The sequence below is a fragment of the Mycobacterium kyogaense genome (assembly GCF_036946525.1).
Lineage (GTDB): Bacteria > Actinomycetota > Actinomycetes > Mycobacteriales > Mycobacteriaceae > Mycobacterium > Mycobacterium kyogaense_A.
Window position 1 is genome coordinate 195,670 of record NZ_JAQIIY010000006.1, and the last position, 21,158, is coordinate 216,827.

Annotated in this window: 18 protein-coding genes and 1 riboswitch; of the genes, 9 read left to right on the top strand and 9 right to left on the bottom strand. The window is 69.4% G+C overall.

Annotated elements, in window-relative coordinates:
- Nucleotides 1-52: 52 nt before the first annotated feature.
- The 4 genes from PGN37_RS03090 to thiO all read right to left on the bottom strand — a co-directional run bounded on the left by PGN37_RS03090 (nucleotide 53) and on the right by thiO (nucleotide 2,790).
- Complete coding sequence (locus PGN37_RS03090; protein WP_335329553.1) at nucleotides 53-811, bottom strand: SGNH/GDSL hydrolase family protein; 759 nt, start codon at nucleotides 809-811, stop codon at nucleotides 53-55.
- Nucleotides 808-1,551, bottom strand: coding sequence for a thiazole synthase (locus tag PGN37_RS03095; RefSeq protein WP_335329770.1), 744 nt, complete (start codon nucleotides 1,549-1,551; stop codon nucleotides 808-810). Before PGN37_RS03095 ends, PGN37_RS03090 begins: the two co-directional genes overlap by 4 nt.
- A gap of 25 nt (nucleotides 1,552-1,576) precedes the next feature.
- Nucleotides 1,577-1,774, bottom strand: a complete 198-nt coding sequence (thiS, locus tag PGN37_RS03100) for a sulfur carrier protein ThiS (RefSeq protein WP_335329554.1) — start codon at nucleotides 1,772-1,774, stop codon at nucleotides 1,577-1,579.
- Entirely contained in the window at nucleotides 1,771-2,790 is a 1,020-nt protein-coding gene (thiO, locus tag PGN37_RS03105; protein ID WP_335329555.1) for a glycine oxidase ThiO, read from the bottom strand. The genes thiS and thiO overlap by 4 nt, the downstream gene beginning before the upstream one ends.
- Nucleotides 2,783-2,892, bottom strand: a riboswitch (TPP riboswitch). Its footprint overlaps the gene before it by 8 nt.
- 45 nt (nucleotides 2,893-2,937) lie before the next feature.
- On the opposite strand from thiO, the gene thiE reads away from it, so the two are divergent.
- A complete protein-coding gene (thiE, locus tag PGN37_RS03110) occupies nucleotides 2,938-3,594 on the top strand; it encodes a thiamine phosphate synthase (protein WP_335329556.1) in 657 nt (218 codons plus the stop codon).
- On the opposite strand, the gene PGN37_RS03115 is transcribed toward thiE, so the two are convergent.
- A complete protein-coding gene (locus PGN37_RS03115; RefSeq protein ID WP_335329557.1) occupies nucleotides 3,584-4,069 on the bottom strand; it encodes an NUDIX hydrolase in 486 nt (161 codons plus the stop codon). The two genes, thiE and PGN37_RS03115, sit on opposite strands and share 11 nt — an antisense overlap.
- A gap of 158 nt (nucleotides 4,070-4,227) precedes the next feature.
- Here PGN37_RS03115 and glnX point away from each other — a divergent pair, with 158 nt between their 5' ends.
- The 4 genes from glnX to PGN37_RS03135 all read left to right on the top strand — a co-directional run bounded on the left by glnX (nucleotide 4,228) and on the right by PGN37_RS03135 (nucleotide 9,424).
- Nucleotides 4,228-5,547 (top strand): protein kinase G-activating protein GlnX, encoded by a 1,320-nt coding sequence (gene glnX / locus PGN37_RS03120; RefSeq protein ID WP_335329558.1) that lies wholly within the window; start codon nucleotides 4,228-4,230, stop codon nucleotides 5,545-5,547.
- 19 nt (nucleotides 5,548-5,566) lie between these two features.
- Nucleotides 5,567-6,508 (top strand): glutamate ABC transporter substrate-binding protein, encoded by a 942-nt coding sequence (locus PGN37_RS03125; RefSeq protein ID WP_335329771.1) that lies wholly within the window; start codon nucleotides 5,567-5,569, stop codon nucleotides 6,506-6,508.
- Nucleotides 6,508-8,805: a serine/threonine-protein kinase PknG gene (locus PGN37_RS03130; protein WP_335329559.1), complete on the top strand. Its 2,298-nt coding sequence runs from the start codon at nucleotides 6,508-6,510 to the stop codon at nucleotides 8,803-8,805. Before PGN37_RS03125 ends, PGN37_RS03130 begins: the two co-directional genes overlap by 1 nt.
- Before the next feature lie 187 nt (nucleotides 8,806-8,992).
- Nucleotides 8,993-9,424 carry an STAS domain-containing protein gene (locus PGN37_RS03135; protein ID WP_335329560.1) on the top strand — a complete coding sequence of 144 codons (432 nt, stop codon included), beginning with the start codon at nucleotides 8,993-8,995 and terminating at the stop codon, nucleotides 9,422-9,424.
- On the opposite strand, the gene PGN37_RS03140 is transcribed toward PGN37_RS03135, so the two are convergent.
- Both PGN37_RS03140 and pta read right to left on the bottom strand, forming a co-directional pair.
- Entirely contained in the window at nucleotides 9,344-10,504 is a 1,161-nt protein-coding gene (locus PGN37_RS03140) for an acetate kinase (protein WP_335329561.1), read from the bottom strand. The genes PGN37_RS03135 and PGN37_RS03140 overlap by 81 nt on opposite strands.
- On the bottom strand, nucleotides 10,501-12,585 hold the full coding sequence (pta, locus tag PGN37_RS03145) for a phosphate acetyltransferase (protein ID WP_335329562.1): 2,085 nt from the start codon (nucleotides 12,583-12,585) through the stop codon (nucleotides 10,501-10,503). Before pta ends, PGN37_RS03140 begins: the two co-directional genes overlap by 4 nt.
- Nucleotides 12,586-12,801: 216 nt before the next feature.
- On the opposite strand from pta, the gene PGN37_RS03150 reads away from it, so the two are divergent.
- The 4 genes from PGN37_RS03150 to PGN37_RS03165 are packed head-to-tail and all read left to right on the top strand — an operon-like array spanning nucleotide 12,802 to nucleotide 19,229.
- Entirely contained in the window at nucleotides 12,802-14,229 is a 1,428-nt protein-coding gene (locus PGN37_RS03150) for a hypothetical protein (protein WP_335329563.1), read from the top strand.
- Nucleotides 14,222-15,631, top strand: coding sequence for a glycosyltransferase family 2 protein (locus PGN37_RS03155; protein ID WP_335329564.1), 1,410 nt, complete (start codon nucleotides 14,222-14,224; stop codon nucleotides 15,629-15,631). Before PGN37_RS03150 ends, PGN37_RS03155 begins: the two co-directional genes overlap by 8 nt.
- Nucleotides 15,628-17,574: a hypothetical protein gene (locus PGN37_RS03160; RefSeq protein ID WP_335329565.1), complete on the top strand. Its 1,947-nt coding sequence runs from the start codon at nucleotides 15,628-15,630 to the stop codon at nucleotides 17,572-17,574. Before PGN37_RS03155 ends, PGN37_RS03160 begins: the two co-directional genes overlap by 4 nt.
- Nucleotides 17,571-19,229, top strand: a complete 1,659-nt coding sequence (locus PGN37_RS03165; RefSeq protein WP_335329566.1) for a hypothetical protein — start codon at nucleotides 17,571-17,573, stop codon at nucleotides 19,227-19,229. Before PGN37_RS03160 ends, PGN37_RS03165 begins: the two co-directional genes overlap by 4 nt.
- On the opposite strand, the gene PGN37_RS03170 is transcribed toward PGN37_RS03165, so the two are convergent.
- Nucleotides 19,175-20,140: an endonuclease/exonuclease/phosphatase family protein gene (locus tag PGN37_RS03170; protein WP_335329567.1), complete on the bottom strand. Its 966-nt coding sequence runs from the start codon at nucleotides 20,138-20,140 to the stop codon at nucleotides 19,175-19,177. The two genes, PGN37_RS03165 and PGN37_RS03170, sit on opposite strands and share 55 nt — an antisense overlap.
- Nucleotides 20,137-21,147, bottom strand: a complete 1,011-nt coding sequence (fgd, locus tag PGN37_RS03175; RefSeq protein WP_335329568.1) for a glucose-6-phosphate dehydrogenase (coenzyme-F420) — start codon at nucleotides 21,145-21,147, stop codon at nucleotides 20,137-20,139. Before fgd ends, PGN37_RS03170 begins: the two co-directional genes overlap by 4 nt.
- Between the last annotated feature and the right edge of the window lie 11 nt (nucleotides 21,148-21,158).

Consider the following 21,158-nt stretch of genomic DNA (forward strand, 5'->3'; position numbering starts at 1 on the left):
ACATCATGTCGACCTGGTCAACAGTGTGTTGAGAGATTCGACAACCTGTCGATCAGAGCGCGGTGATCACCAGGTCTGCCACGGCACGCATGCCCGCGGCGTTCGGGTGCAGCGGTGCCGCCCGCCGCGGAACGGGCCAGCCGAATCGGGTGGTCCACGGATCGGATGACCACGCGTGATGCTCGCGGCTGGCCGCACCGGCCGCAACCAGCCCGCAGCCGGTGGCCTCGGCTGCCTCGGCGGTCAACCGTTCGAGCTCACCGGCGAGGTGGCGGCCCAGTGCGACATCGTGATCGCTCAGCGGTGGGGCGGGGACGCCGGCGGGCGGCAGCAGGGTCAGGTAGTCCACGAACAGCACCGTCGCCCGGGGTGCGCGCCGGCGGACCGCCTGCCCCACCTCCACCAGGGCGGCACTGACCGCGTCGAGCGCCAGGTACCGCTCGGCCGGGTCCAGCAGATCCCGGAGTCGGCCACCCAGCAGCGGGATCGCGCGGGTCGCCGCGGGCAGGCCGGCGGCGAACAGCATCGGCACGTAGCCCACGTCGTTGCCGCCGATCGTGATCGTGACGAGCGCTTCGGTGCCGTCGAGCGCCTCGATCTGGGGAGGGGCGCCACGCTGGGAATCGGTCAGGATGTGGTCCGTGGTCGCCCCGGAGTAGGTGACGTCGACGAGGTCGAACCCGCGGTCTTCGGCGACCAGGTGTGCGTAGTTGCGGGCCGATCGGCCGGCAGCGCGCGGAGTTCCCGGCACCCGTGGCTGGATACCGGGCCCGGCAGCCATCGAACTACCCAGCGCCACATACCTACTCATAGGGCCGGGCTGGAGGCCTGGGCCCAGAAGCGCTTCGGGATGCGGCCGGCGCGGCGTGCCAGGTAGCCGGCCCGCACCGCCGCCGACATCGCCGCGGCCATCGCCGCCGGGTCAGCGGCCCGGGTGACCGCCGTCGCCAACAGCACGGCGTCACAACCCAATTCCATCGCCAGCGCAGCATCGCTGGCCGTCCCGATGCCCGCATCGAGGATCACCGGCACCGACGCTCGGTCGACGATCATCTCGATGTGGTGCGGGTTGGAGATGCCGAGCCCCGTACCGATCGGCGACCCCAGCGGCATGACCGCTGCGCACCCGGTGTCCTCCAGCCGGCGCGCCAGCACCGGATCGTCGTTGGTGTAGGGCAGCACCACGAAGCCGTCGTCGACCAATTGCTCGGCGGCCCTCACCAATTCGATGGCATCGGGCAGCAGCGTCCGCTCGTCGGCGATCACCTCGAGCTTGACCCAGTCGGTCTGCAGCGCCTCGCGGGCCAGCTGCGCGGTCATCACCGCCTCCGCGGCACCGCGGCACCCCGCGGTGTTGGGCAACGGTGTGATGCCCAACCGGGTCAGCAGGTCGAGCACCCCCGTACCGCCGTCGGCGTCCACCCGTCGCATCGCCACGGTGGTCAGTTCGGTCTCCGACGCCACCAGGGCTTCCTCGAGCACGGCGAGATTCGCCGCCCCGCCGGTGCCCAGGATCAACCGCGACCCGAACTCGCGGCCCGCGATGCTCAGCGTCCCCGTCGTACGCTCGACCACGTCAGCCACCCTGCACCGCCGTCACCACGTCGATCTTCGCTCCGTCGGTCAGCTCGACATCCCACTGCGACCGGGGGATCACCGCCCAGTCGACCGCCACGGCGATGCCCTTCTCCGGGTAGCCGAGCCGGTCCAGCAGCGCGGCGACCGTGACCTGGCCGTCGACCTCCACGGCCTTGTCGTTGACCGTCAGCTTCACGGCGTCGCTCCTTCCAGTACCCGTAGTTCGGCGGCGATGGTCTCGGCCGTCCACGGCGCGAGCAGGAAACCCGACCGGCCGTGACCGGCGGCCACCAGAGTCCGCTCGTCGAGCCTGCCCACCAGCGGCACGTTGTCCTCGGTCATCGGGCGCAGGCCCGCGGCACTTTCGGCCAGCTCGTACTCCCCCAGCGCCGGCATCACCTCGCACGCGTCGTCGAGCAGCTCCCGCACGCCCGTCACCGTCGGCGCGGTGTCGCGGCCGTGCTCGTACTGGGTCGCGCCCACCACCACGCCGTCGGCGCGCGGCACCAGGTAGACCTGCCGTCCGTGCACGCGGGCCCGCACCACCCGCGTCGGGATCGGCAGGCACCCGCGGCGCCAGCGCAGCCGTAGCACCTCGCCCTTGACCGGCCGGATCGGCAGGCCCGGCCACAGCGACGGCGCGTCGATGCCGTTGGCGATCACGACCGTGTCGGCGTCACTCACCTCGGTCAGCGCGGTGACCGGCGGCGCCCACTCGACACCCAACCGCTCGCAGTGCGCGGCCAACCCGTCGACGACCGCACGGTTGTCCACTGCGAGTTCGGTCTCGGCGATGAAGCCGTGCCGAATCGTCTGCGCCAGAAGGGGTTCGATGTCGCGGGCAGCGGTGGTCGGCGTGACGGGATGCCCCTGGGCCGACAGCCAGTCCCCCACGGTTCGCAGGTCGGCGGCGTCGCCGCGGTCCACCGCGACGACGAGGGACTCCCGGGCGGTGACCACCTCGGGCGGCAGTCCGTCGAGGAAGCCGTCGCGCCAGAGCGCGAGTGAGGCCAGCCCGATCTGCAGCAGACGTTCCTCACCGGGCCACCCCTCGCTGTGCGGGGCGAGCATGCCGCCGGCCACCCAGGAAGCGCCGGGAGTACCGGACCGGTGCACCCGCACCCGCCAGCCGTCCTGGGCGGCCCGGCGGGCGATCGCCAGGCCGATGACGCCGCCGCCGATGACGGCGAGCCGCTGCGGATGGGGGTTCACTGCTGCTACTCCCTTCGCCGGCATGACCCGGATCAGGTGCGACGGTCAGAGCCGGCTGGCTCACTCTCAGTCCCCGTACCCGGGACTCCCGTGTGGACGGTGTTGTCGCCTCCCAGCCTACGTCGCGGGGACGCTACGGTTCGCAGTGTGCGTGACGCCCACCTGTACCTGTGCACCGACGCCCGCCGGGAACGCGGCGATCTCGCGGAATTCGCCGACGCCGCACTGGCCGGCGGGGTCGACATCATCCAACTGCGCGACAAGGGCTCGCCGGGAGAACGGCAGTTCGGTCCACTGGAGGCCCGCGACGAGCTGGCCGCGCTGGAGGTGCTCGCCGACGCCGCGCGCCGCCATCACGCGCTGGTCGCGGTCAACGACCGCGCCGACATCGCGTACGCGGCGCGCGCCGACGTGCTGCACCTCGGGCAGGATGACCTGCCGCTGCCGGTGGCCCGCCGCATCTTCTCCGGCACGCTCGGGCGCTCCACCCACGACATCGACCAGGTGACCGCGGCGATCGACGAGCCCGTCGACTATTTCTGTGTCGGGCCGTGCTGGCCGACACCGACCAAACCCGGTCGGCCCGCGCCCGGCCTGGATCTTGTCCGGGCGACTGCCGCGCTGAATCCCGCCAAGCCGTGGTTCGCGATCGGCGGCATCGACGCCGACCGGCTGCCGGAGGTCCTCGAGGCCGGGGCGCGCCGCATCGTCGTCGTCCGGGCCATCACCGCCGCCGACGATCCGCGGGCCGCAGCGGCACAGCTCAAGGCGGCACTCAAAGCGGCGGGGCGCGCTACGGGTTGACGAGCGGCGGGATGGTGGCCGCGACCTCACGCAGCCGGTCCCAGCTGGCCGCGAACCCCGGGTGCAGCGGCAGGTCGGCCACCTCGTCCTCGGCCACCCAGCGCAGCTCGGCGCTCTCCCGGTTCGGCACGGTCTCGAGCACCGCCTCGGCGTCGGCGATCACAGTCGTGTAGGACCAGCCGGACACCTCGGCCGTCACCACTGTCGTGCGGACCACCACCTGCTCGGCGGGCAGCCCGGCTTCTTCATGGGCCTCGCGCATCGCGGCCTGCTCGGCGGTCTCGTGGCTGTCGCGGGCGCCTCCCGGCAGCCCCCACGTCCCACCCTGGTGACTCCACGGCGCCCGATGCTGCAGCAGCACCGCGAGCGACCCGTCCGACAACGGGGCCCGCAGGAGCAGACCGGCGGCGCCGTGCCTACCCCAGTAGGCGGTCCCGCCGGCCGATACCACCCACCCGTCACCGTCACCACGCACCCGTCCAGCTTAGGGAACGACATCGGATCGAGCGCGAGTCGCGACCGCGAATCCGCACGCGTCGGCCACGAATCTCTTAGAATTCCCTCAGAGATTTTGCACCGATAGAGTTGCATGACCGCCGTTGAGATCGAGACCGGGATGAGGTCCGCGCACACGTGACAGTCGAGTTGGCGCACCCGTCGACCGAGCCTCTTGCGTCGCGGTCACCGACGGTCACGGCCCACCCGCGGTGGTGGTTCCTGTGGACGACGCCGGGTCGCATCCTGACCATCGGGCTGATCCTGGCCACGCTCGTCATCGCCAGTGCCTTCGCCACGTCGACCACGATCAACGACCGTCAGCAAGCGCTGACCACAGTGCTGAACCGGACCGAGCCGCTGGCCTTCGCCGCCGGCCAGCTCTACACCACGCTCTCGGTCGCCGACGCCGCCGCCGCCACCGCGTTCATCGCCGGGGCCGAGCCGCGAGCCGTGCGACAACGCTACGAACAGGCCATCACCGACGCCGCGGTCGCGGTCGCGCGGGCGTCCAGCGGGCTCACCGACGAACCGCTGGTGCAGTTGCTCGGCCGCATCAACGCCCGCCTCGCCGTCTACACGGGTCTGGTCGAGACCGCCCGCACCAACAACCGGGCCGGCAACCCGGTCGGCTCCTCGTACCTGTCCGAGGCGTCCTCGCTGATGCAGCAGCAGATCCTGCCCGACGCCCAGCGGCTCTACGAACAGACCTCCGCGCGCGTCGACGCCGAGACCACCGCGTCGACCCGCATTCCCGGCCCGGTCATCCTGATCGTCGTCGGCACGCTGCTGTTCGGCGCGTTCGCCAACCGGTGGCTGGCCAAACGCACCCGGCGCCGCGTGAACATCGGCTTCGTCGCGGGCGGCATGGCAGTTCTGATCATGCTGATCTGGGTGGGGACCGCGCTGATCATCTCGACCTCGGACAGCCGCAGCGCCAAGGAGACCGCGGCCGAGTCCCTCAAGACCGTCACCACGCTCGCGATCACCGCCCAGCAGGCGCGCGCCGACGAAACCCTGTCGTTGATCCGGCGCGGCGACGAGAACGTGCGCAAGCAGTCCTACTACCAGCGCATCGATCAGATGCAGGAGCAATTGGCCCGCTATCTGGGCACCGACAACTCGATCGACAAGACCAACCTGGCCGACGCCGACGCGCTGCTGAACCGGTGGCGCGCCGCCGACGACCGGATCACCGCCTACATCGCGGTCGGCAACTACCAGGCCGCCACGCAGGTCGCCCTCGGCGTCGGCGAGGACGATGCGACACCGGCGTTCGACAAACTCGACGAGGCCCTGACCAACGGCATCGAGCAGAGCCGGGCCCAGCTGCGCAACGAGATCGTCAACGCGCGCCGGGTGCTCTCCGGCGCCACGGTCGGCGCCGCGGTGCTGTCGGTGATGGCGGCGATCGCGGTGGCGCTGGGCATCTGGCCGCGACTGAGCGAGTACAGGTGATCGCGTGAAGAGACTTGCGATGCTGACGGCCGCGCTGCTCCTCGCAGGGTGCGGGCAGAGCGCGCCGGTGGTGCCGACGCCGACGGTCACGCTCGCGCCGCCGTCCCCGTCCGGGATGGCCGAGCTGCCGCCCGGTCCCGCCCAGCCGCCGTCGCTGCCGGATGACCAGTGCGATCGCACCGCGAGCCTGCGGCCCTTCGACACCGAGGCCGAGGCCGAGGCCGCGGTGGCCAACATCAAGGCACGCGGCCGGCTGATCGTCGGCCTGGACATCGGCAGCAACCTGTTCAGCTTCCGCGACCCCATCACCGGTGAGATCACCGGCTTCGACGTCGACATCGCCGGGGAGATCGCCCGCGACATCTTCGGCACCCCCTCGCAGGTGGAGTACCGCATCCTGTCCTCGGCCGACCGGATCGCGGCGCTGCGCAACAACGAGGTCGACGTGGTGGTCAAGACCATGACGATCACGTGCGAACGCAAGAAGCTCGTCAACTTCTCGACCGCGTACCTGACCGCCGACCAGCGGATCCTGGCTCCCCGCGACTCGACGATCCGCCGGGCGGCCGACCTGTCCGGTAAGCGGGTGTGCGTGGCCAAGGGCACGACATCGTTGCAGCGCATCCAGGAGATCGCGCCGCCGCCGATCATCGTCGGCGTGGTGACATGGGCCGACTGCCTGGTGGCACTGCAGCAGCGCCAGGTCGATGCGGTCAGCACCGACAACTCGATCCTGGCCGGGCTGGTGTCCCAGGATCCGTACCTGCACATCGTCGGACCGTCGATGAACCAGGAGCCCTACGGCATCGGGGTGAATCTCGACAACCCCGGCCTGGTCCGGTTCGTCAACGGGACCCTGGAGCGCATCCGCCGCGACGGCACGTGGAACACGTTGTACCGCAAGTGGTTGACGGTGCTGGGCCCCGCGCCCTCCCCGCCGGTGGCGAGGTATTCGGACTGATGACCGAACCCGACACCGGGGACGATCCCGGCACCCAGCCCGCCTCGTTCGCCGATCTGGCCGAGCTGAGCGAGGACTCCATCTCGACGGTGCGGCCGATGGCCACACAGGCGGTGTTCCGGCCCAACTTCGACGACGACGACGATGATGACGACACGTCGTTCCATTCCGGGTTCCACACCGGCGACACCGAGCCGCAGGATCAGGCGACGACGATGACGCGCGCGCTCTCGCCCACGCGGCGCCTGGGCGGCGGTCTGGTCGAGATCCCGCGGGTGCCGGCGCGAGATCCGTTGACCGCGTTGATGACCGACCCTGTGGTCGCCGAGTCGAAGCGGTTCTGCTGGAACTGCGGCCGCCCGGTGGGCCGCTCGTCGACGGACGGCAAGGCGCTCTCGGAGGGCTGGTGCCCGCACTGCGGCAGCGCGTACTCGTTCCTGCCCCAGTTGGCGGCCGGCGACATCGTCGCCGACCAGTACGAGATCAAGGGCTGCATCGCGCACGGCGGCCTGGGCTGGGTGTACCTGGCGTTCGACAAGAACGTCAACGACCGGCCGGTGGTGCTCAAGGGTCTGGTGCATTCCGGCGACGCCGAGGCCCAGGCCATCGCGATGGCCGAACGCCAATTCCTGGCCCAGGTCACCCATCCCGGCATCGTGAAGATCTACAACTTCGTCGAGCACGAGGACAAGCACGGCAACCCGGTCGGCTACATCGTGATGGAGTACGTCGGCGGCACCTCCCTCAAGCAGGCCACCCATCTCAAGCCCAGTGAGAAGACCCGGTTGCCGGTGGCCGAGGCGATCGGCTTCATGCTCGAGATCCTGCCCGCGCTGGGCTATCTGCACTCCATCGGTCTGGTCTACAACGACCTCAAGCCCGAGAACATCATGGTCACCGAGGACCAGCTGAAATTGATCGACCTCGGTGCGGTGTCACGCATCAATTCGTTCGGATACCTCTACGGCACACCGGGTTACCAGGCTCCCGAGATCGTGCGCACCGGGCCGACCGTGGCCACCGACATCTACACGGTGGGCCGCACGCTGGCGGCGCTGACGCTGCGGATGCGCACCCGCAAGGGCAGATACGCCGACGGGTTGCCCGAGGACGACCCGGTGCTCACCGAGTACGACTCGTTCGGCCGGTTACTTCGCCGTGCCATCGATCCCGACCCGAGGCGCCGGTTCGCCAGTGCCGAGGAGATGTCGAGCCAGCTGATGGGCGTGCTGCGCGAAGTGGTGGCACAGGACACGGGGCTGCCGCGGCCCGGCCTGTCCACCACGTTCAGCCGGTCCCGGTCGACGTTCGGCGTGGATCTGCTGGTCGCCCACACCGACGTCTATCTCGACGGCCAGGTGCATTCGGAGAAGCTGACCGCCCAGGAGATCGTGCGGGCTCTGCAGGTGCCGTTGGTCGATCCGACCGATGTCGGCGCGACGATCCTGAGCGCGACGGTACTGAGTCAGCCTGTGCAGACACTGGATTCGTTGCGGGCAGCGAGGCACGGTGCGCTGGATTCCGAGGGGATCGACCTGTCGGAGTCGATCGAGCTGCCCCTGATGGAGGTTCGCGCGCTGCTCGACCTCGGCGACGTCGCCAAGGCCACCCGCAAGCTCGACGAGCTCGCCGAACGGGTGGGCTGGCGGTGGCGGCTGGTCTGGTTCCGCGCCGTCGCAGCGCTGCTGACCGCCGATCATGATTCGGCGACAGAGTATTTCAGCGAGGTGCTGGACACACTGCCCGGTGAGCTGGCCCCGAAGCTGGCACTCGCGGCGACCGCGGAGCTCGCCGGGAGCGCCGACGAGCAGAAGTTCTACAAGACCGTGTGGGGCACTGACAACGGCGTGATCTCCGCCGGCTTCGGTCTCGCGCGGGCTCAATCCGCGGCCGGTCAACGCGAGGCCGCGGTGCGCACCCTCGACGAAGTGCCCGCCACGTCACGGCATTTCACGACCGCCCGGCTCACGAGTGCGGTGACGCTGCTGTCCGGTCGGTCCGCAGGGGAGATCACCGAGCAGCAGATCCGCGATGCGGCCCGCCGGGTCGAGGCGCTGCCCGACACCGAGCCCCGGGTGCTGCAGATTCGCGCCCTGGTGCTGGGCACCGCGATGGACTGGCTGGCCGACCACACCGCGAGCACCAACCACATCCTCGGGTTCCCGTTCACCGAGCACGGCCTGCAGCTCGGGGTCGAGGCGTCACTGCGCAGTCTCGCCCGGGTAGCACCGACACAGGCGCACCGCTATGCGCTGGTCGACCTTGCCAACAGCGTGCGGCCCATGTCGACCTTCTGACGACGAAATCCGTTGCCATAGCGTCTATACCTTTAATCTGGCGGCTGGACCACCTCGACCGATCGACGAAAAATTATGGTCAACCTACGAAATTCGTAGTAACGTCGGCGCCACGCTTTGAGACCTAGGGCAGCTTTCCCCCCATCCCGGCATCCTCGCCCAGGGAGACCTCCATGAGCACACGGCGATGAGCACCCAGCGCGTGTTCCGTCCTGACCCGACGGCCTTCGATCTGCGCGAGGAACAGCACCGCGCGACCTTCTCGGCCTGCCATCTGCCGCCGCACACCGTGCTCGTCACCATCCACGGCGAGATCGACGCCGCCAACGCCACCGCGCTGGCCCACTACATCGAGAAGCGGCTCGGCCAGTCGCGCAAGCTGATTCTCGATCTGCAGACCGTGGAGTTCTTCGCCGCATCAGGGTTCGCCGCGCTGACCCACATCGACGTGCTGTGCAGCCGGGCGGGCGTGCGGTGGTCGCTGCTGGCGGGGTCGCACGTGCTGCGGCTGCTGCGCATCTGCGATCCGGACCGGGAGCTACCCGTCGCCGCCGGCTCCGCCAAGTACATCCGCACACGCCCGAGCAATCGCAAGCTCCTCGTCGGTCGGGATCACTAGCACCGTCGTCGCCGCCCCTGTCGCCGAAATCCGTCGCGCCGCGCGGGACGGACTCGCGTTCAGGTGCTCGTCCACCTCGATGCCGAACGCGGTGAGCCCTGAGAGTGCGTCGCGGCGCACCAGTGCGTCGTTCTCCCCCACCCCTGCGGTGAAGGTGATGACGTCGGCGGAACCCAGCACCGCCAGGTAGGCGCCGATGTACTTGCGCAAGCGGTGGATGTAGACGTCGTAGGCCAGCCGTGCGGCGGCGTCGCCGCCGTCGATGCGCCGGTGCAATTCACGGAAGTCGATCTCGCCGCCGAGCCCACGAACGCCGGAGCGCCGGTTCAGCATGGTCTCGATGTCCTCGACCGACATCCCGGCTTCCCGCCACAGGTACATCACGATGCCCGCGTCGATGTCGCCCGAGCGGGTGCCCATCACCAACCCCTCCATCGGGGTCAGCCCCATCGACGTCTCGACCGGCCGGCCGCCGACGATCGCCGACGCCGAGGCGCCGTTGCCCAGGTGCAGCACGATCTGCCGTAGCGAGGACAGCGGGACGTCGAGGTAGGAGGCGGCCTGCTCGCTGACGTACTGGTGCGAGGTGCCGTGGAAACCGTAGCGGCGGATGTGCCACTGCTGGGCGACCTCGCTGTCGATCGCGTAGGTGGCCGCCTCGGGGGGCAGGTCGTGGAAGAACGCGGTGTCGAACACTGCGATGTGGGGCAGGTCGGGCAGGGCCGCGCGGGCGACCTCGATGCCGAGCAGTGCGGGCGGATTGTGCAGCGGCGCAAGTGCTGACAGGCGTTGCAGGCGTTCGATCGTGCTGTCGTCGATGACGGTGGGCCGGTACAGTTCGGGGCCGCCGTGCACCACGCGGTGCCCGACTGCCACCAGACCGAGCTCGTCGAGGTGATGACCGTCCTCCGCGAGCGCCTCGAAGGCCACGTCGAGCGCGGCACGGTGATCGGGCACCTTCGCGTCGTCGCCGATGCGCTCGACGATCCCGTCGGCCACCGTCAGCCCGGAATCCGGTTGCACGACAGAGTACTTCACCGATGACGAGCCGGAGTTGAGGACCAGAACGGTATCGGTCATCGGGTGATCCCCTGCGCCTGGATGGCGGTGATCGCGACCGTGTTGACGATGTCCTCGACCAGCGCGCCGCGCGACAGATCGTTGACGGGTTTGTTCAACCCCTGCAGCACCGGGCCGATCGCGATCGCGCCGGCGCTGCGCTGCACGGCCTTGTAGGTGTTGTTGCCGGTGTTGAGGTCGGGGAAGATCAGCACGGTCGCCCGACCGGCGACCGCGGAGTCAGGCATCTTGGTGGCCGCGACGGACGGTTCGACCGCCGCGTCGTACTGGATCGGCCCCTCCACCAGCAGCTCGGGATCGCGCGTGCGGACCAATTCGGTTGCCTTCCTGACCTTCTCGACATCGGCACCGCTGCCGGAGGTGCCGGTGGAATAGGACAGCATCGCCACCCGCGGTTCGATACCGAACTGCGCGGCGGTGCGCGCCGACGACAACGCGATGTCGGCGAGTTGCTCGTCGGTGGGGTCGGGCACGATCGCGCAGTCTCCGTAGGCGAGCACCTCGTCGGCCAGACACATGAAGAAGATGCTCGACACCGTCGACACATCGGGCATCGTCTTGATGATCTCGAACGCCGGACGCACCGTGTGCGCGGTCGTGTGCCGGGCCCCGGAGACCATGCCGTCGACCATCTCGTTGTGCACCAGCATCGTGCCGAAATACGAGACGTCGTGCATGGTTTCGCGGGCCCGCTCGACTGTCACGCCCTTGTGCTTGCGCATCTCGGCGTACTGCTCGGCGAACCGGTCACACAGCTCGCTGCGCTGGGGATCGAGGATGTCGGCGGCGGACAAATCCACGCCCAGCTCGGCCGCCCGCGCCCGCACCTGCTGCTCGTCACCGAGGATGGTCAGGTCGGCGACATTGCGCTTGAGCAGTCGTCCCGCGGCCTGAAGGATGCGGTCGTCGTCCCCCTCCGGCAGCACGATGCGCCGCCGGTCACGGCGGGCCTGGTCGAGCAGCTGGTGGGTGAACATCTGCGGAGTGACCACCGACGGAATCGGAATGGTCAAGCGGGCCAACAGGTCTGCGGTGTCGACGTAGGTGTCCATCAGGGCCAGCGCCGTGTCGACCTTGCGGGGCGATTCGGTGGTCACGCGGCCGCGGGTCGCCGCGACGCGGCTGGCGGTCTCGAACGTACCGAACCGTGTCTGCAGGATCGGCACCCGCAGCCCCAGCCCGCTCACCAGTGCGTCGATGGCAGGGTGGAGCGGCAGGCCGCCGTTGAGGATGACGCAGGACAGCGACGGAAAGCCCTCTGCGGCATGGGCACTGAGTACGGCGAGCACCACGTCGGAGCGGTCACCCGGGGTGATCACCGCGACCCCCTCGGTCAGCCGTTCCAGCACGTGCTCGGCGGTCATGCCCGCGACCAGAACGTCTTCGGCCTCGCGAACCAGCAGCGCATGGTCACCCTGGACCATCGAACCCTCGACGGCCGTCAGCAGTTCTGCCACCGAGGGCGCCACCAGCAGGGGCTCCTCGGGCAGCACGTAACTCGGCGGCGCCACCTCGGCGAGCGCCTCGGAGACCTGGCCGAGCTGCGCAGGGTCGCACCGGTTGACCACCACGGCCGCGGTGTGCGCGTGCTGCGCAGCGATCTCGTCGATGCACAGCCCGACGACCTGGGCGACCTGTTCGGGGGTTCTGCCGAGCCCCTTGACCGCGAGTACGACAGGGGCGCCGAGGTTGGCCGCGATGCGTGCGTTGGTCGAGAGTTCGCTGGGAGTGGCGACATCGGTGTAGTCGCTGCCGACGATCAGCACGGCGTCGCAGCGGTCGGCGACGTGGTGGAACCGGTCGACGATGTCGGAGAGCGCGCCGTCGGGATCGTCGTGCAGCTGCTGATAGCTCACCCCGACGCATTCCTCGTAGGGAAGACCGGCCGTGGTGTGGGTCAACAGCAGCTCGAGGATGTAGTCGCGCCCCTCGCTGATGCGGGTGATCGGCCGGAAGACCCCGACGCGGGCGACGGTCGCCGCGAGCCGGTGCAGGATGCCCAGCGCGATGGTCGATTTTCCGGTGTCCCCTTCAGGTGAGGCGACGTAGATCGCTCTTGCTGTCCGAGAAGCGTCAGGCACATCGAAAGCCTGCCCGATCCCACCGTGGATGGCCAGCGGCGGACATTACGGAACCGCCGGGCGCGAATTTACTCGACGGTAAGTTGTCGAAGTTTGCTGAACGTGATTCACTGCGTACAACGTGCTGACAGAGACGTTAATTAGCTTTTTGAATGTCATCGCTGAAATTGCACGGTCCGGAGTTTTTTCGACAGCGCAGCATCACCTGGGGGTCTCATGTCCGTTCTGGACCTGCGGAGCACGACAGCGCTCAGGGCGCTGCCCGGCACGGCAGAGGCGGCTACCGAGACCGCCAGACTGAACCCGTTCGTGGTCCGCATGCTCGCCGCCACCGCGCTCGCCGCAGGCGGCTGGGCGCCCCTCTACCTCGGGTTACTCCACGATCTGCCGGGCGGATCGCGCTGCACGTACCTGCTCGCTGTCCCCGTTCTGCTGACCGTCGTCGCCGCCGGTCACCGCACCCCGCCCTGTGGCGTCGGCGACGCCGAGTCGGACTGGATCGTCGCAGTCCTCCTCGGCGTCGCCGGCGTCACGGGGATCGGGGTCCTCTCCGATCGGCTACCCACGCTCGCCGGGTTGTGGCGCCTGCCCGCACTCAGTGGCGTGATCTGGTTTGCGTGTGTGCTGACCGTGCTGTTCGGAGTCCGCCACGTGGTACGGATGTGGGCCCTCTGGGCGTTCGCGCTGGCCGTCACGACCCCCCTGCCCTTCCTGCTGGTGACCGCGGAACTGGGCGGCGGCGACCGCGCGGCGGTGGCCGTCTCCGCCGGGATCGGTGCGATCGGGGTCGCACTCGGGACACCGGGGACACCGCGGCGCCTACGAACCGCCGCGACCCTGACCTGCCTGTCCGTCGGACTACTGGTCGCCTGCGTGGCGCCGCAGGGCGAACCGGTCGCGGCGATCCTGGTCGCCGGCGTGCTCCCCGTCTCGACGATGCTGGTCGTGTGGTCACGGGGGACTTCTGCACCGCAGGCGTTTCCCCTGCCCACGCGGTCCGCGCCGGCCATGGCGATCCTGGCGCTCCTGGCCGCGGCGCTGCCACTGCTGAGCGTGCCGGCCACACCGGCGCGCGCCGCCGCCGCGTCAGCGGATCCCGCCTGGATCGGGCGGACGGCCTGGGGGGCGCCCCGCGACTACCCGTTCATCACGCGCTACCTCGGCCCGGGCAGCACGCTGCAGCGGTTCTCGATGCTCCCGGTCGACGGGCTGCCCGCCGCAGCCGTCGACGTGATGACCACGCCCGACGCCGGCGCGCTGAGCGACGTCGCCGACGCGGTCTGGTATCCGTCGGCCCGCCCCTTGGACTACCGCCCCGCGGCTGACCCCCTGCCCGCCGGCGCGCGACTGCTGCACAGCAACGCCGACGCCGTCACCACCGGCGCCGAGGCGCCCTGGTACGCGGTGACCTGGACCTGGGCCAGCGGAGCCGTGTACCAGCGGATCACCGTGATCGTGAGCCAGTCACTGACCGGCACGATCCCTCCCCCGGCTCCCGCACCCCTGTCCCTTCCCGCCGCGTCGGTGCGTCCGCTGATGTGGCTGGCGCGCCAGCAGCCCGACGACACCGGGCAGATCGACGAGCTGGTCCTCGGGCGCGCCCGCGCCGTCGTCGATCAGGTGAACGCTGCCGCACATGTCTGAACGCCTGGCCGCGCATCTGTCGGCGCGCACGCTGCTGGGCCCGCGCACGCTGACCCGCGCCGGCCTGGCCGTGGTACCTGCCGTGGCCGCGATCATCTGCTGGCCGCATATCGTGCTGCCGGCCGTGACCGCACTCGTGGCGCTGCTGTACCTGGTCTCCAGCCTGGACCGGAACCTGCTCCTCCTTCGCGGACTGCACGCCTCCGCACTGATCCGCATCGATGCCGACGAAGCGCTGGCGATCCCCGACGACGAGCTGCCCGTCTACACCGTCCTGCTGCCGGTCTACGACGAACCCTCGATCGTGACCAACCTGATCAACGGGGTCGGCAAGCTCGACTACCCGGCCGATCGGCTCGAGATCCTGCTGCTGGTCGAAGAAGACGACATCGCCACGCAGACAGCACTTCTGGGCGCGGATCTGACCTCGGTGCGGGTGGTCATCGTCCCGCACAGCCTGCCCAAGACCAAACCCAAGGCCTGCAACTACGGCATGTCGCTGCCGGACCTGCGGGGCGAGCTGCTCACGATCTACGACGCTGAAGACGTTCCCGATCCACTGCAATTACGCCGCGCGGCAGCGGCTTTCCGGCAACTGCCGGCCGACATCGGGTGCCTGCAGGCACGGCTGGGCTACTTCAACGAACGGCAGAACCTGCTCACCCGGTTCTTCTCCCTCGAATACGACCAGTGGTTCGGCGTGGTGCTGCCCGCGGTCGAGCAGGCCCGGTGCGTGGTGCCCCTCGGTGGGACGTCGAACCACATGCGCGCCTCGGTCTGGCGGGAGATCGGCGGCTGGGACGAGTTCAACGTCACCGAGGACGCCGATCTCGGTGTGCGGCTCGCCAGGCACGGCTACCGGACGCTGATCCTGGACTCGATCACGTTGGAAGAGGCCAACTCCGACGTCGTCAACTGGATTCGCCAGCGGTCCCGCTGGTACAAGGGATACCTGCAGACGATGCTCGTGGCCCTGCGTGACCCCATCGGACTGCACCGCACGATCGGCACCAAAGCCACTCTGCGCCTGATCAACATGACCGGAGGCGTTCCGATCACCAGTGCAGTCAACATACTGTTCTGGTTCGCGCTGCTGGTCTGGGTGCTGGGCCGGCCGCCGTTCATCGAGGTGTTGTTCCCGCCGCTCACCTACTACGTGTGCCTGACGCTGTTCCTCATCGGTTCCCCGCTGTCGGTCTACTCCGGCGTCATCGTGACGCGGGCGCTCGGCAAACCGCATCTCGCCTGGGCAGCCCTGCTGACCCCGCTCTACTGGGTGCTGCAGTCCATCGCAGCGCTGAAAGCGATCTACCAATTGATATTTCGGCCGTCCTTCTGGGAGAAGACGGTGCACGGACTCAGCCAGCCCCACTCCACCCCCTTGGAAGGTTCCGATCGATGAAGCTTGCGCTCCCCCGCCTCGCCACGGCGCTGGCGGTGACGGCCGCTCTCGCGGTCCTGCCCGCCGTGACACCCGCTGCTGCCGACCCGTACGTGGAAGCGGTGGCCGGACCGTCGGTGACCCCGGCGATCGGCTGGGCACAACTCGGGCTCTCCGACCGGATGGACATCGTCGGCGCGAATCTGCCTGCGGACACGTCGGTTCCGGTACCCACCGGGGTGATCCCGACCGTCCTCACCGGTGAAGTGGGCTCCATCGTCAACGTGACCGACGGGCGCGTCGACGTGCTCGACGGCCGCGGTGTCGTGCTCGGCGTCATCCCGCTGCCGGCAGGCGCGATCAGCGTTCCGTTCACCGTCGACACCTCGGCCGCCCAGGTGGTCGACGGGCGGGCCAGGCTGAATTTCGTCGTCCGCGACTCCGGCCCCGCGGCGACGATGTGCACGCAACCGCCCGCGGTCACGCTGAGCCGCCTGGCCACCACGTTCTCCGGACCCGCGCCGGATCCCACCAGCGTCGCGGGCTTTCTCCCGGGCTTCCTCGACCACGTGGTGATCCGCGTCGACCGCGAGCCCTCACCCGCCGCCCAGCAGGCCGCGCTCGATCTGGTCGCCAAGCTCACCCGGCTCTACCGCCCCATGCCGGTCCGCATCGACGTGACCACCGGAGAAGAGCCCGGTGTCGTTTCGCTGCAGTCACTGTCCGGCACCACCCGGGTGATCGACATCCGCGACGGCGGACGCCCGGGCATCACGGTCGAGAACCCGGGCACACCGGCGGCCGTCCTCGCGATCACCGGCACCGGCGAGCAGCTCACCACCCAGGTCGGCCTGTTCACCGACCGTCGGATCGGCCTGGCGCAAAGCAACTCGGCGATGCTCGTCTCGAGCCGGGAAGCCTCCGACGTGTCCTCGACTGTGAAGACGTTCGGCCAGCTCGGCATCGCGGCGCAGACCTCGGTGGCCGGAACCACCACGCTCTACACCGGTTTCGACGTCGCCGCGTTTGGCGTCGGCGAGATCAACGGCGCCGCGGTGCACCTGAAGGCCCACTACACCCCCGTCGTCGGCGGGGAGGGATCGGTGCTGGTGCGCTCGGGTGACACCGTGCTCGCCACCCACAGCCTCGACGGCTCCGGAACCCTCGACATCACCGGCGACATCCCCGCCGAGGCGATCACCAGCAACGTCGGCCTCGCCATGGAGTTGCGCTACATCCCCCGCCAGGACTGCCCGCCGCTCAACGATCGCGTCACGTTCTCGATCGATCCGCAGTCCACGGTGACGGTGAAGCCGGGCGCAGGCAACCGCGGCGGCTTCCCCGCTCTGCCAATGGCCTTCACCCCGAACTTCGACGTCGCGATCGACAGCCCGCAGCACCTGCGCTACGCCGCTGCCGCGCTGAACCTGATCGCCCAGCAGACACAGATCACGCTGCGGCCTAGGATCACTCAACTCTCCGACGCCGCGTCCTCGGGATCGAGCGCACTCGTGGTCAGCGGCGGGCGCGAGCTCGCCGACGCCGGGATGCATCCGCCGCTGCTGCCCGGTGCCACCGACACCGTGGACGTCGGCAGCGCCGACACCTCCGCCGCCAGTACGTCGGTGGATCTGCACGCTCCGCTGGGCATGGTCCAGGCGTTCACCGACCGCGGTCGCGCAGTGGTCGCGGTCACCGGCACCGGTGACTGGACCCTGGTCGACGCGACCCTCGATCACGTGCGGGATCTGCCGAACCGGTGGGGATCGCTCACCGGTGACGTCGTGGCCACCGGGATCGCCGGTGACACGGTGACGCTCTCGGTCAACGAAGGGGATTCGATGCCCCATCAGCCCGCGCCGGGAGTCGGATGGCAGTGGTGGGCCTGGGCGAGCATCGCCGCTGTCGGTGCCGCTGCCGTGGCCGCCGCCGCGACTGTGCTGATCCGCCGCCGCCGCGCGTGAACCCGTCGCGCCGGTGGCCCGGCGTCGCGCTGTTCGGCACGCTCTGCCTCCTCTACGTGGTCGTCGGATCGGTTCTGGTGTTGCGGTACAACATCTTCGAACCGGACGCCCCGAACCGGGTGGCGAACGCCGGCTTCGCGCTGCAGTCCCGGCACCCGCACCTGTCGGCGATCGGCTTCGTGTGGAATCCCCTGCCCAGCCTGGTGGAGCTGCCGCTGGTGTGGATGAGCCAGTGGCCCGGCCTGTCGGTGCTGAAACATGCAGGCCTTGCCGGGGTGGTTCAGAGCGCGCTGTTCATGTCCGGCGCGGCCCTGATGGTCCGGCGGATCGCGTTCGACGTCGGGGTGTCCACGCTCCTGCGGCGCGTCGCCGTCGCCGGATTCGCGCTGCATCCGATGATCGTGATCTACGGCGCCTCGGGGTTGAGCGAGGCCGCGCAGATGTTCTGCCTGCTGTGGTGCGTGCGCTACCTGATGCGCTGGTGCACGAGCCACTGGGTGGGCGATCTGGGTTGGGCCGGAATGGCGTTGGGTGTCGGCTATCTCGCGCGCTACGAGGTGATCCCGGCCGCCGCGGCGGCGGTGACGCTGGTCGCGGTGATCACGTGGCGGCGATCCGCCCGCGAGATCCGGTGGTCGGCCACCGCGGCCGACGTGGTGATCGTCGCATTCCCCGTCGTGACAGCCTTTTTCGCGTGGGCGATCACGGGCTGGATCATCAACGACGAGTTCTTCGCGACGATGTCCTCCCAGTACGGGAACGCGAGCCAGGTCGCGGGCCGGCTCGCCCGCGGTACGGCCGACGCGGGCGCGCAGTGGTCGGTGGTCGCATCCCGCCTGTTGGGCATGCAGCCCCTGATTGGGATCGCCGTCGCGGTGGCCGTGGTGGCCGCGGTGGCCCGCAGGCGCGCCGTACCGCTGGTGCCCGTCGTCGTGTTCGGTGCAACTCTCACCTTTGCCGCAGTGGCACAGCATAATTCGCTGACCTTCGGCTGGTTCCGGTTCTATCTGCTGGCGATCCCGCTGGTGATCTGCGTCGGCCTGGCCTGCTGGCAGAAGCAGACAGCGGTGCGGGCGGTGGCCGCCGCGCTGGTAGCGGCCTCGGTGGCGGTGGCCATCCCGGTCACCACGCCGTTGATCGTCGACCAGGACATCGCCTACGGCCAGCTCGAGGCCGGCTTCCCTTCGCTGATCGACCCCGAAGCCCATCCCCCGGGCGAAGATCCGGCCCGCCGCCGCCTGCTCAGCGAGCGACGCCTGGCGCAGTGGTTCGACAGCTTGGATCTGCCGGAGGGTTCGGTGTTGATGGACACGTTCCTCACCTGGGGCGTCTGGCTGTCGTCGGAGCATCCGAAGCAGTTCGTGATCACCAGTGACTACGACTTCACCGCAGCGCTGAATCGCCCGTGGGACTTCGGGATTCGCTACATCGTCGCCACCAATCCACAACGCAACGTGCCGGACGCGCTGAATCGTCGCTACCCGTCACTCTGGGGTGACGGCGCCGGAATCGCAGCGCTCGGCTACACCACCGACGGACCCACCTCCGACGAGATGTTCCGGGTGTACCGGACCACCGGCCGGCCGGTCATGTCGCCGAGTCAGCTCGACGTCATGTCCACCGGCACGCTCACGGTGGCCACCAAGCCCAGGTGATCGGTGCCCGCCACGTCCACCGTCGACACCGACGTCGCGTCGGCGTTCTTGGTGAGGATGTGGTCGATGCCGAGAAGTGCCGGCATTACACGATTCTGCGGGTACGTGCGCAGCAACCCGCCCCCGCCGACAGCGTTGGCGTACCCGCCGGTGAGCAAGGCCCGGAACGGCGCCATGTCGGCGGTCGCGTTGAAGTCACCGCCGACGATCACCGCGCCGGCCCCGGCCGTGCGGCCGATCTCGGCCAGCGTGTCGGGCAGCCGCGCGATGTCGCCGCGCCAATGGCTGATGTCCTGCGGCCACGGCGCGGCCAGATGCACCGACAGCACGGTCGCGTCGACGACCACGCCGGGGATGCGCACGCGGGTACCGATCATCGGGAGTGAGTATCCGTCGATGCGACCGGAATTCACGATCGGGTAGCGGCTCCATACCCCGATGCCGGAGGCCAACTGGGCGGGCGCGATCACCCGGTAGGGGAAGGCGACGTCCATGCCCGCGCTCGACAGCCCGGCGGCCGCCTGCTGCGTCATCTCCTGCACCGCGACGATGTCGGCCCGTTCGCTCGCGAGCGTGACGAACGCCCGCGGATCCACCTGCCCCATGGCCAGATTCGTGGTGAGCACGCGGACGTCGACGTCGTGGCGCTCGGGCGTCGTCGGCGCCTGGTAGCGGGGCAGGTACACCACCACGGCCGCCGCGGTCAGCGCGACGGCCAGGATGACCAACAGCCAGCGCCGACCGAGCAGGAGCAGCACCGCGGCGACAGGGGCCGCGAGCAGCAGGTAGGGCGCCGCCGCAGCGACGATCAGCAGCGGCTGGTTGGACAGCGGAAGATAGCGGGCGGCCATACCGGCCGCGGCGACGACGAGGCCGAGCAGGCCGAGCACCGTCGCGAGGACGCGGATCATCCCAGGCGGCGCAACCGCGGTTCGAGATCCCGCTGGAACAGCTCCAGGAAGCGCTTCTGGTCGTGTCCGGGGGCGTGGAACACCAGATGGTTGAGGCCCCACCCGACGTAGTCCTTCACCTTCTCCACGGCCTCGTCGGGATCGGAGGCGACGATCCAGCGCTTGGCGACCTGCTCGATCGGCAGCTCGTCGGCAGCCTTCTCCATCTCCATCGGATCGTCGATCGAGTGCTTCTGCTCCGCGGTCAGCGACAGCGGCGCCCAGAAGCGGGTGTTCTCCAGCGCCAGTTCGGGATCGGTGTCGTAGGAGATCTTGATCTCGATCATGCGGTCGACGTCGTCGGGATTCTTGCCCGCGGCCTCGGCACCCTCGCGCATCGCGGGGATCAGCTTGTCCTTGTAGAGCTCCTCGCCCTTGCCCGAGGTGCAGATGAAGCCGTCACCAGCGCGGCCCGCGTACTTGGCCACCTGCGGTCCGCCGGCGGCGATGTAGATCGGGATACCGCCCTCGGGCACGTCGTAGATCGAGGCGCCCTTGGTCTTGTAGTACTCGCCGTCGAAGTCGACCCGGTCGCCGAGCCACAGTTCGCGCATCAGTCGCACCGACTCCCGCAGCCGGGCGTAGCGCTCCTTGAACTCGGGCCACTCCCCCTCGTAGCCGGTGGCGATCTCGTTCAGTGCCTCGCCGGTGCCGACGCCGAGGAAGATCCGGTCGGGGTAGAGGCAGCCCATCGTGGCGAAGGCCTGGGCGATGACGGCCGGGTTGTAGCGGAACGTCGGGGTGAGCACCGACGTGCCGAGCACGATCCGCTGGGTGCGCTCGCCGACGGCGGTCATCCAGGCCAGCGAGAACGGGGCGTGCCCGCCTTCGTGGCGCCATGGCTGAAAGTGGTCGCTGACGGTGGCGCTGTCCATGCCGTGTTCCTCGGCCAGCACCGCGAGTTCGACGAGTTCACGGGGCGCGAACTGCTCCGCAGACGCCTTGTAGCCCAGTTTCAGTTCAGCCATACATATGTTTC

What these genes read in the sequence shown, in the direction of transcription:
- PGN37_RS03090 (WP_335329553.1), bottom strand. Translation starts at nt 811, where the DNA reads ATGAGTAGGTATGTGGCGCTGGGTAGTTCGATGGCTGCCGGGCCCGGT.
- PGN37_RS03125 (WP_335329771.1), top strand. Translation starts at nt 5,567, where the DNA reads ATGCTGACGGCCGCGCTGCTCCTCGCAGGGTGCGGGCAGAGCGCGCCG.
- PGN37_RS03130 (WP_335329559.1), top strand. Translation starts at nt 6,508, where the DNA reads ATGACCGAACCCGACACCGGGGACGATCCCGGCACCCAGCCCGCCTCG.
- PGN37_RS03135 (WP_335329560.1), top strand. Translation starts at nt 8,993, where the DNA reads ATGAGCACCCAGCGCGTGTTCCGTCCTGACCCGACGGCCTTCGATCTG.
- PGN37_RS03140 (WP_335329561.1), bottom strand. Translation starts at nt 10,504, where the DNA reads ATGACCGATACCGTTCTGGTCCTCAACTCCGGCTCGTCATCGGTGAAG.
- PGN37_RS03150 (WP_335329563.1), top strand. Translation starts at nt 12,802, where the DNA reads ATGTCCGTTCTGGACCTGCGGAGCACGACAGCGCTCAGGGCGCTGCCC.
- PGN37_RS03155 (WP_335329564.1), top strand. Translation starts at nt 14,222, where the DNA reads ATGTCTGAACGCCTGGCCGCGCATCTGTCGGCGCGCACGCTGCTGGGC.
- PGN37_RS03160 (WP_335329565.1), top strand. Translation starts at nt 15,628, where the DNA reads ATGAAGCTTGCGCTCCCCCGCCTCGCCACGGCGCTGGCGGTGACGGCC.
- PGN37_RS03170 (WP_335329567.1), bottom strand. Translation starts at nt 20,140, where the DNA reads ATGATCCGCGTCCTCGCGACGGTGCTCGGCCTGCTCGGCCTCGTCGTC.
- fgd (WP_335329568.1), bottom strand. Translation starts at nt 21,147, where the DNA reads ATGGCTGAACTGAAACTGGGCTACAAGGCGTCTGCGGAGCAGTTCGCG.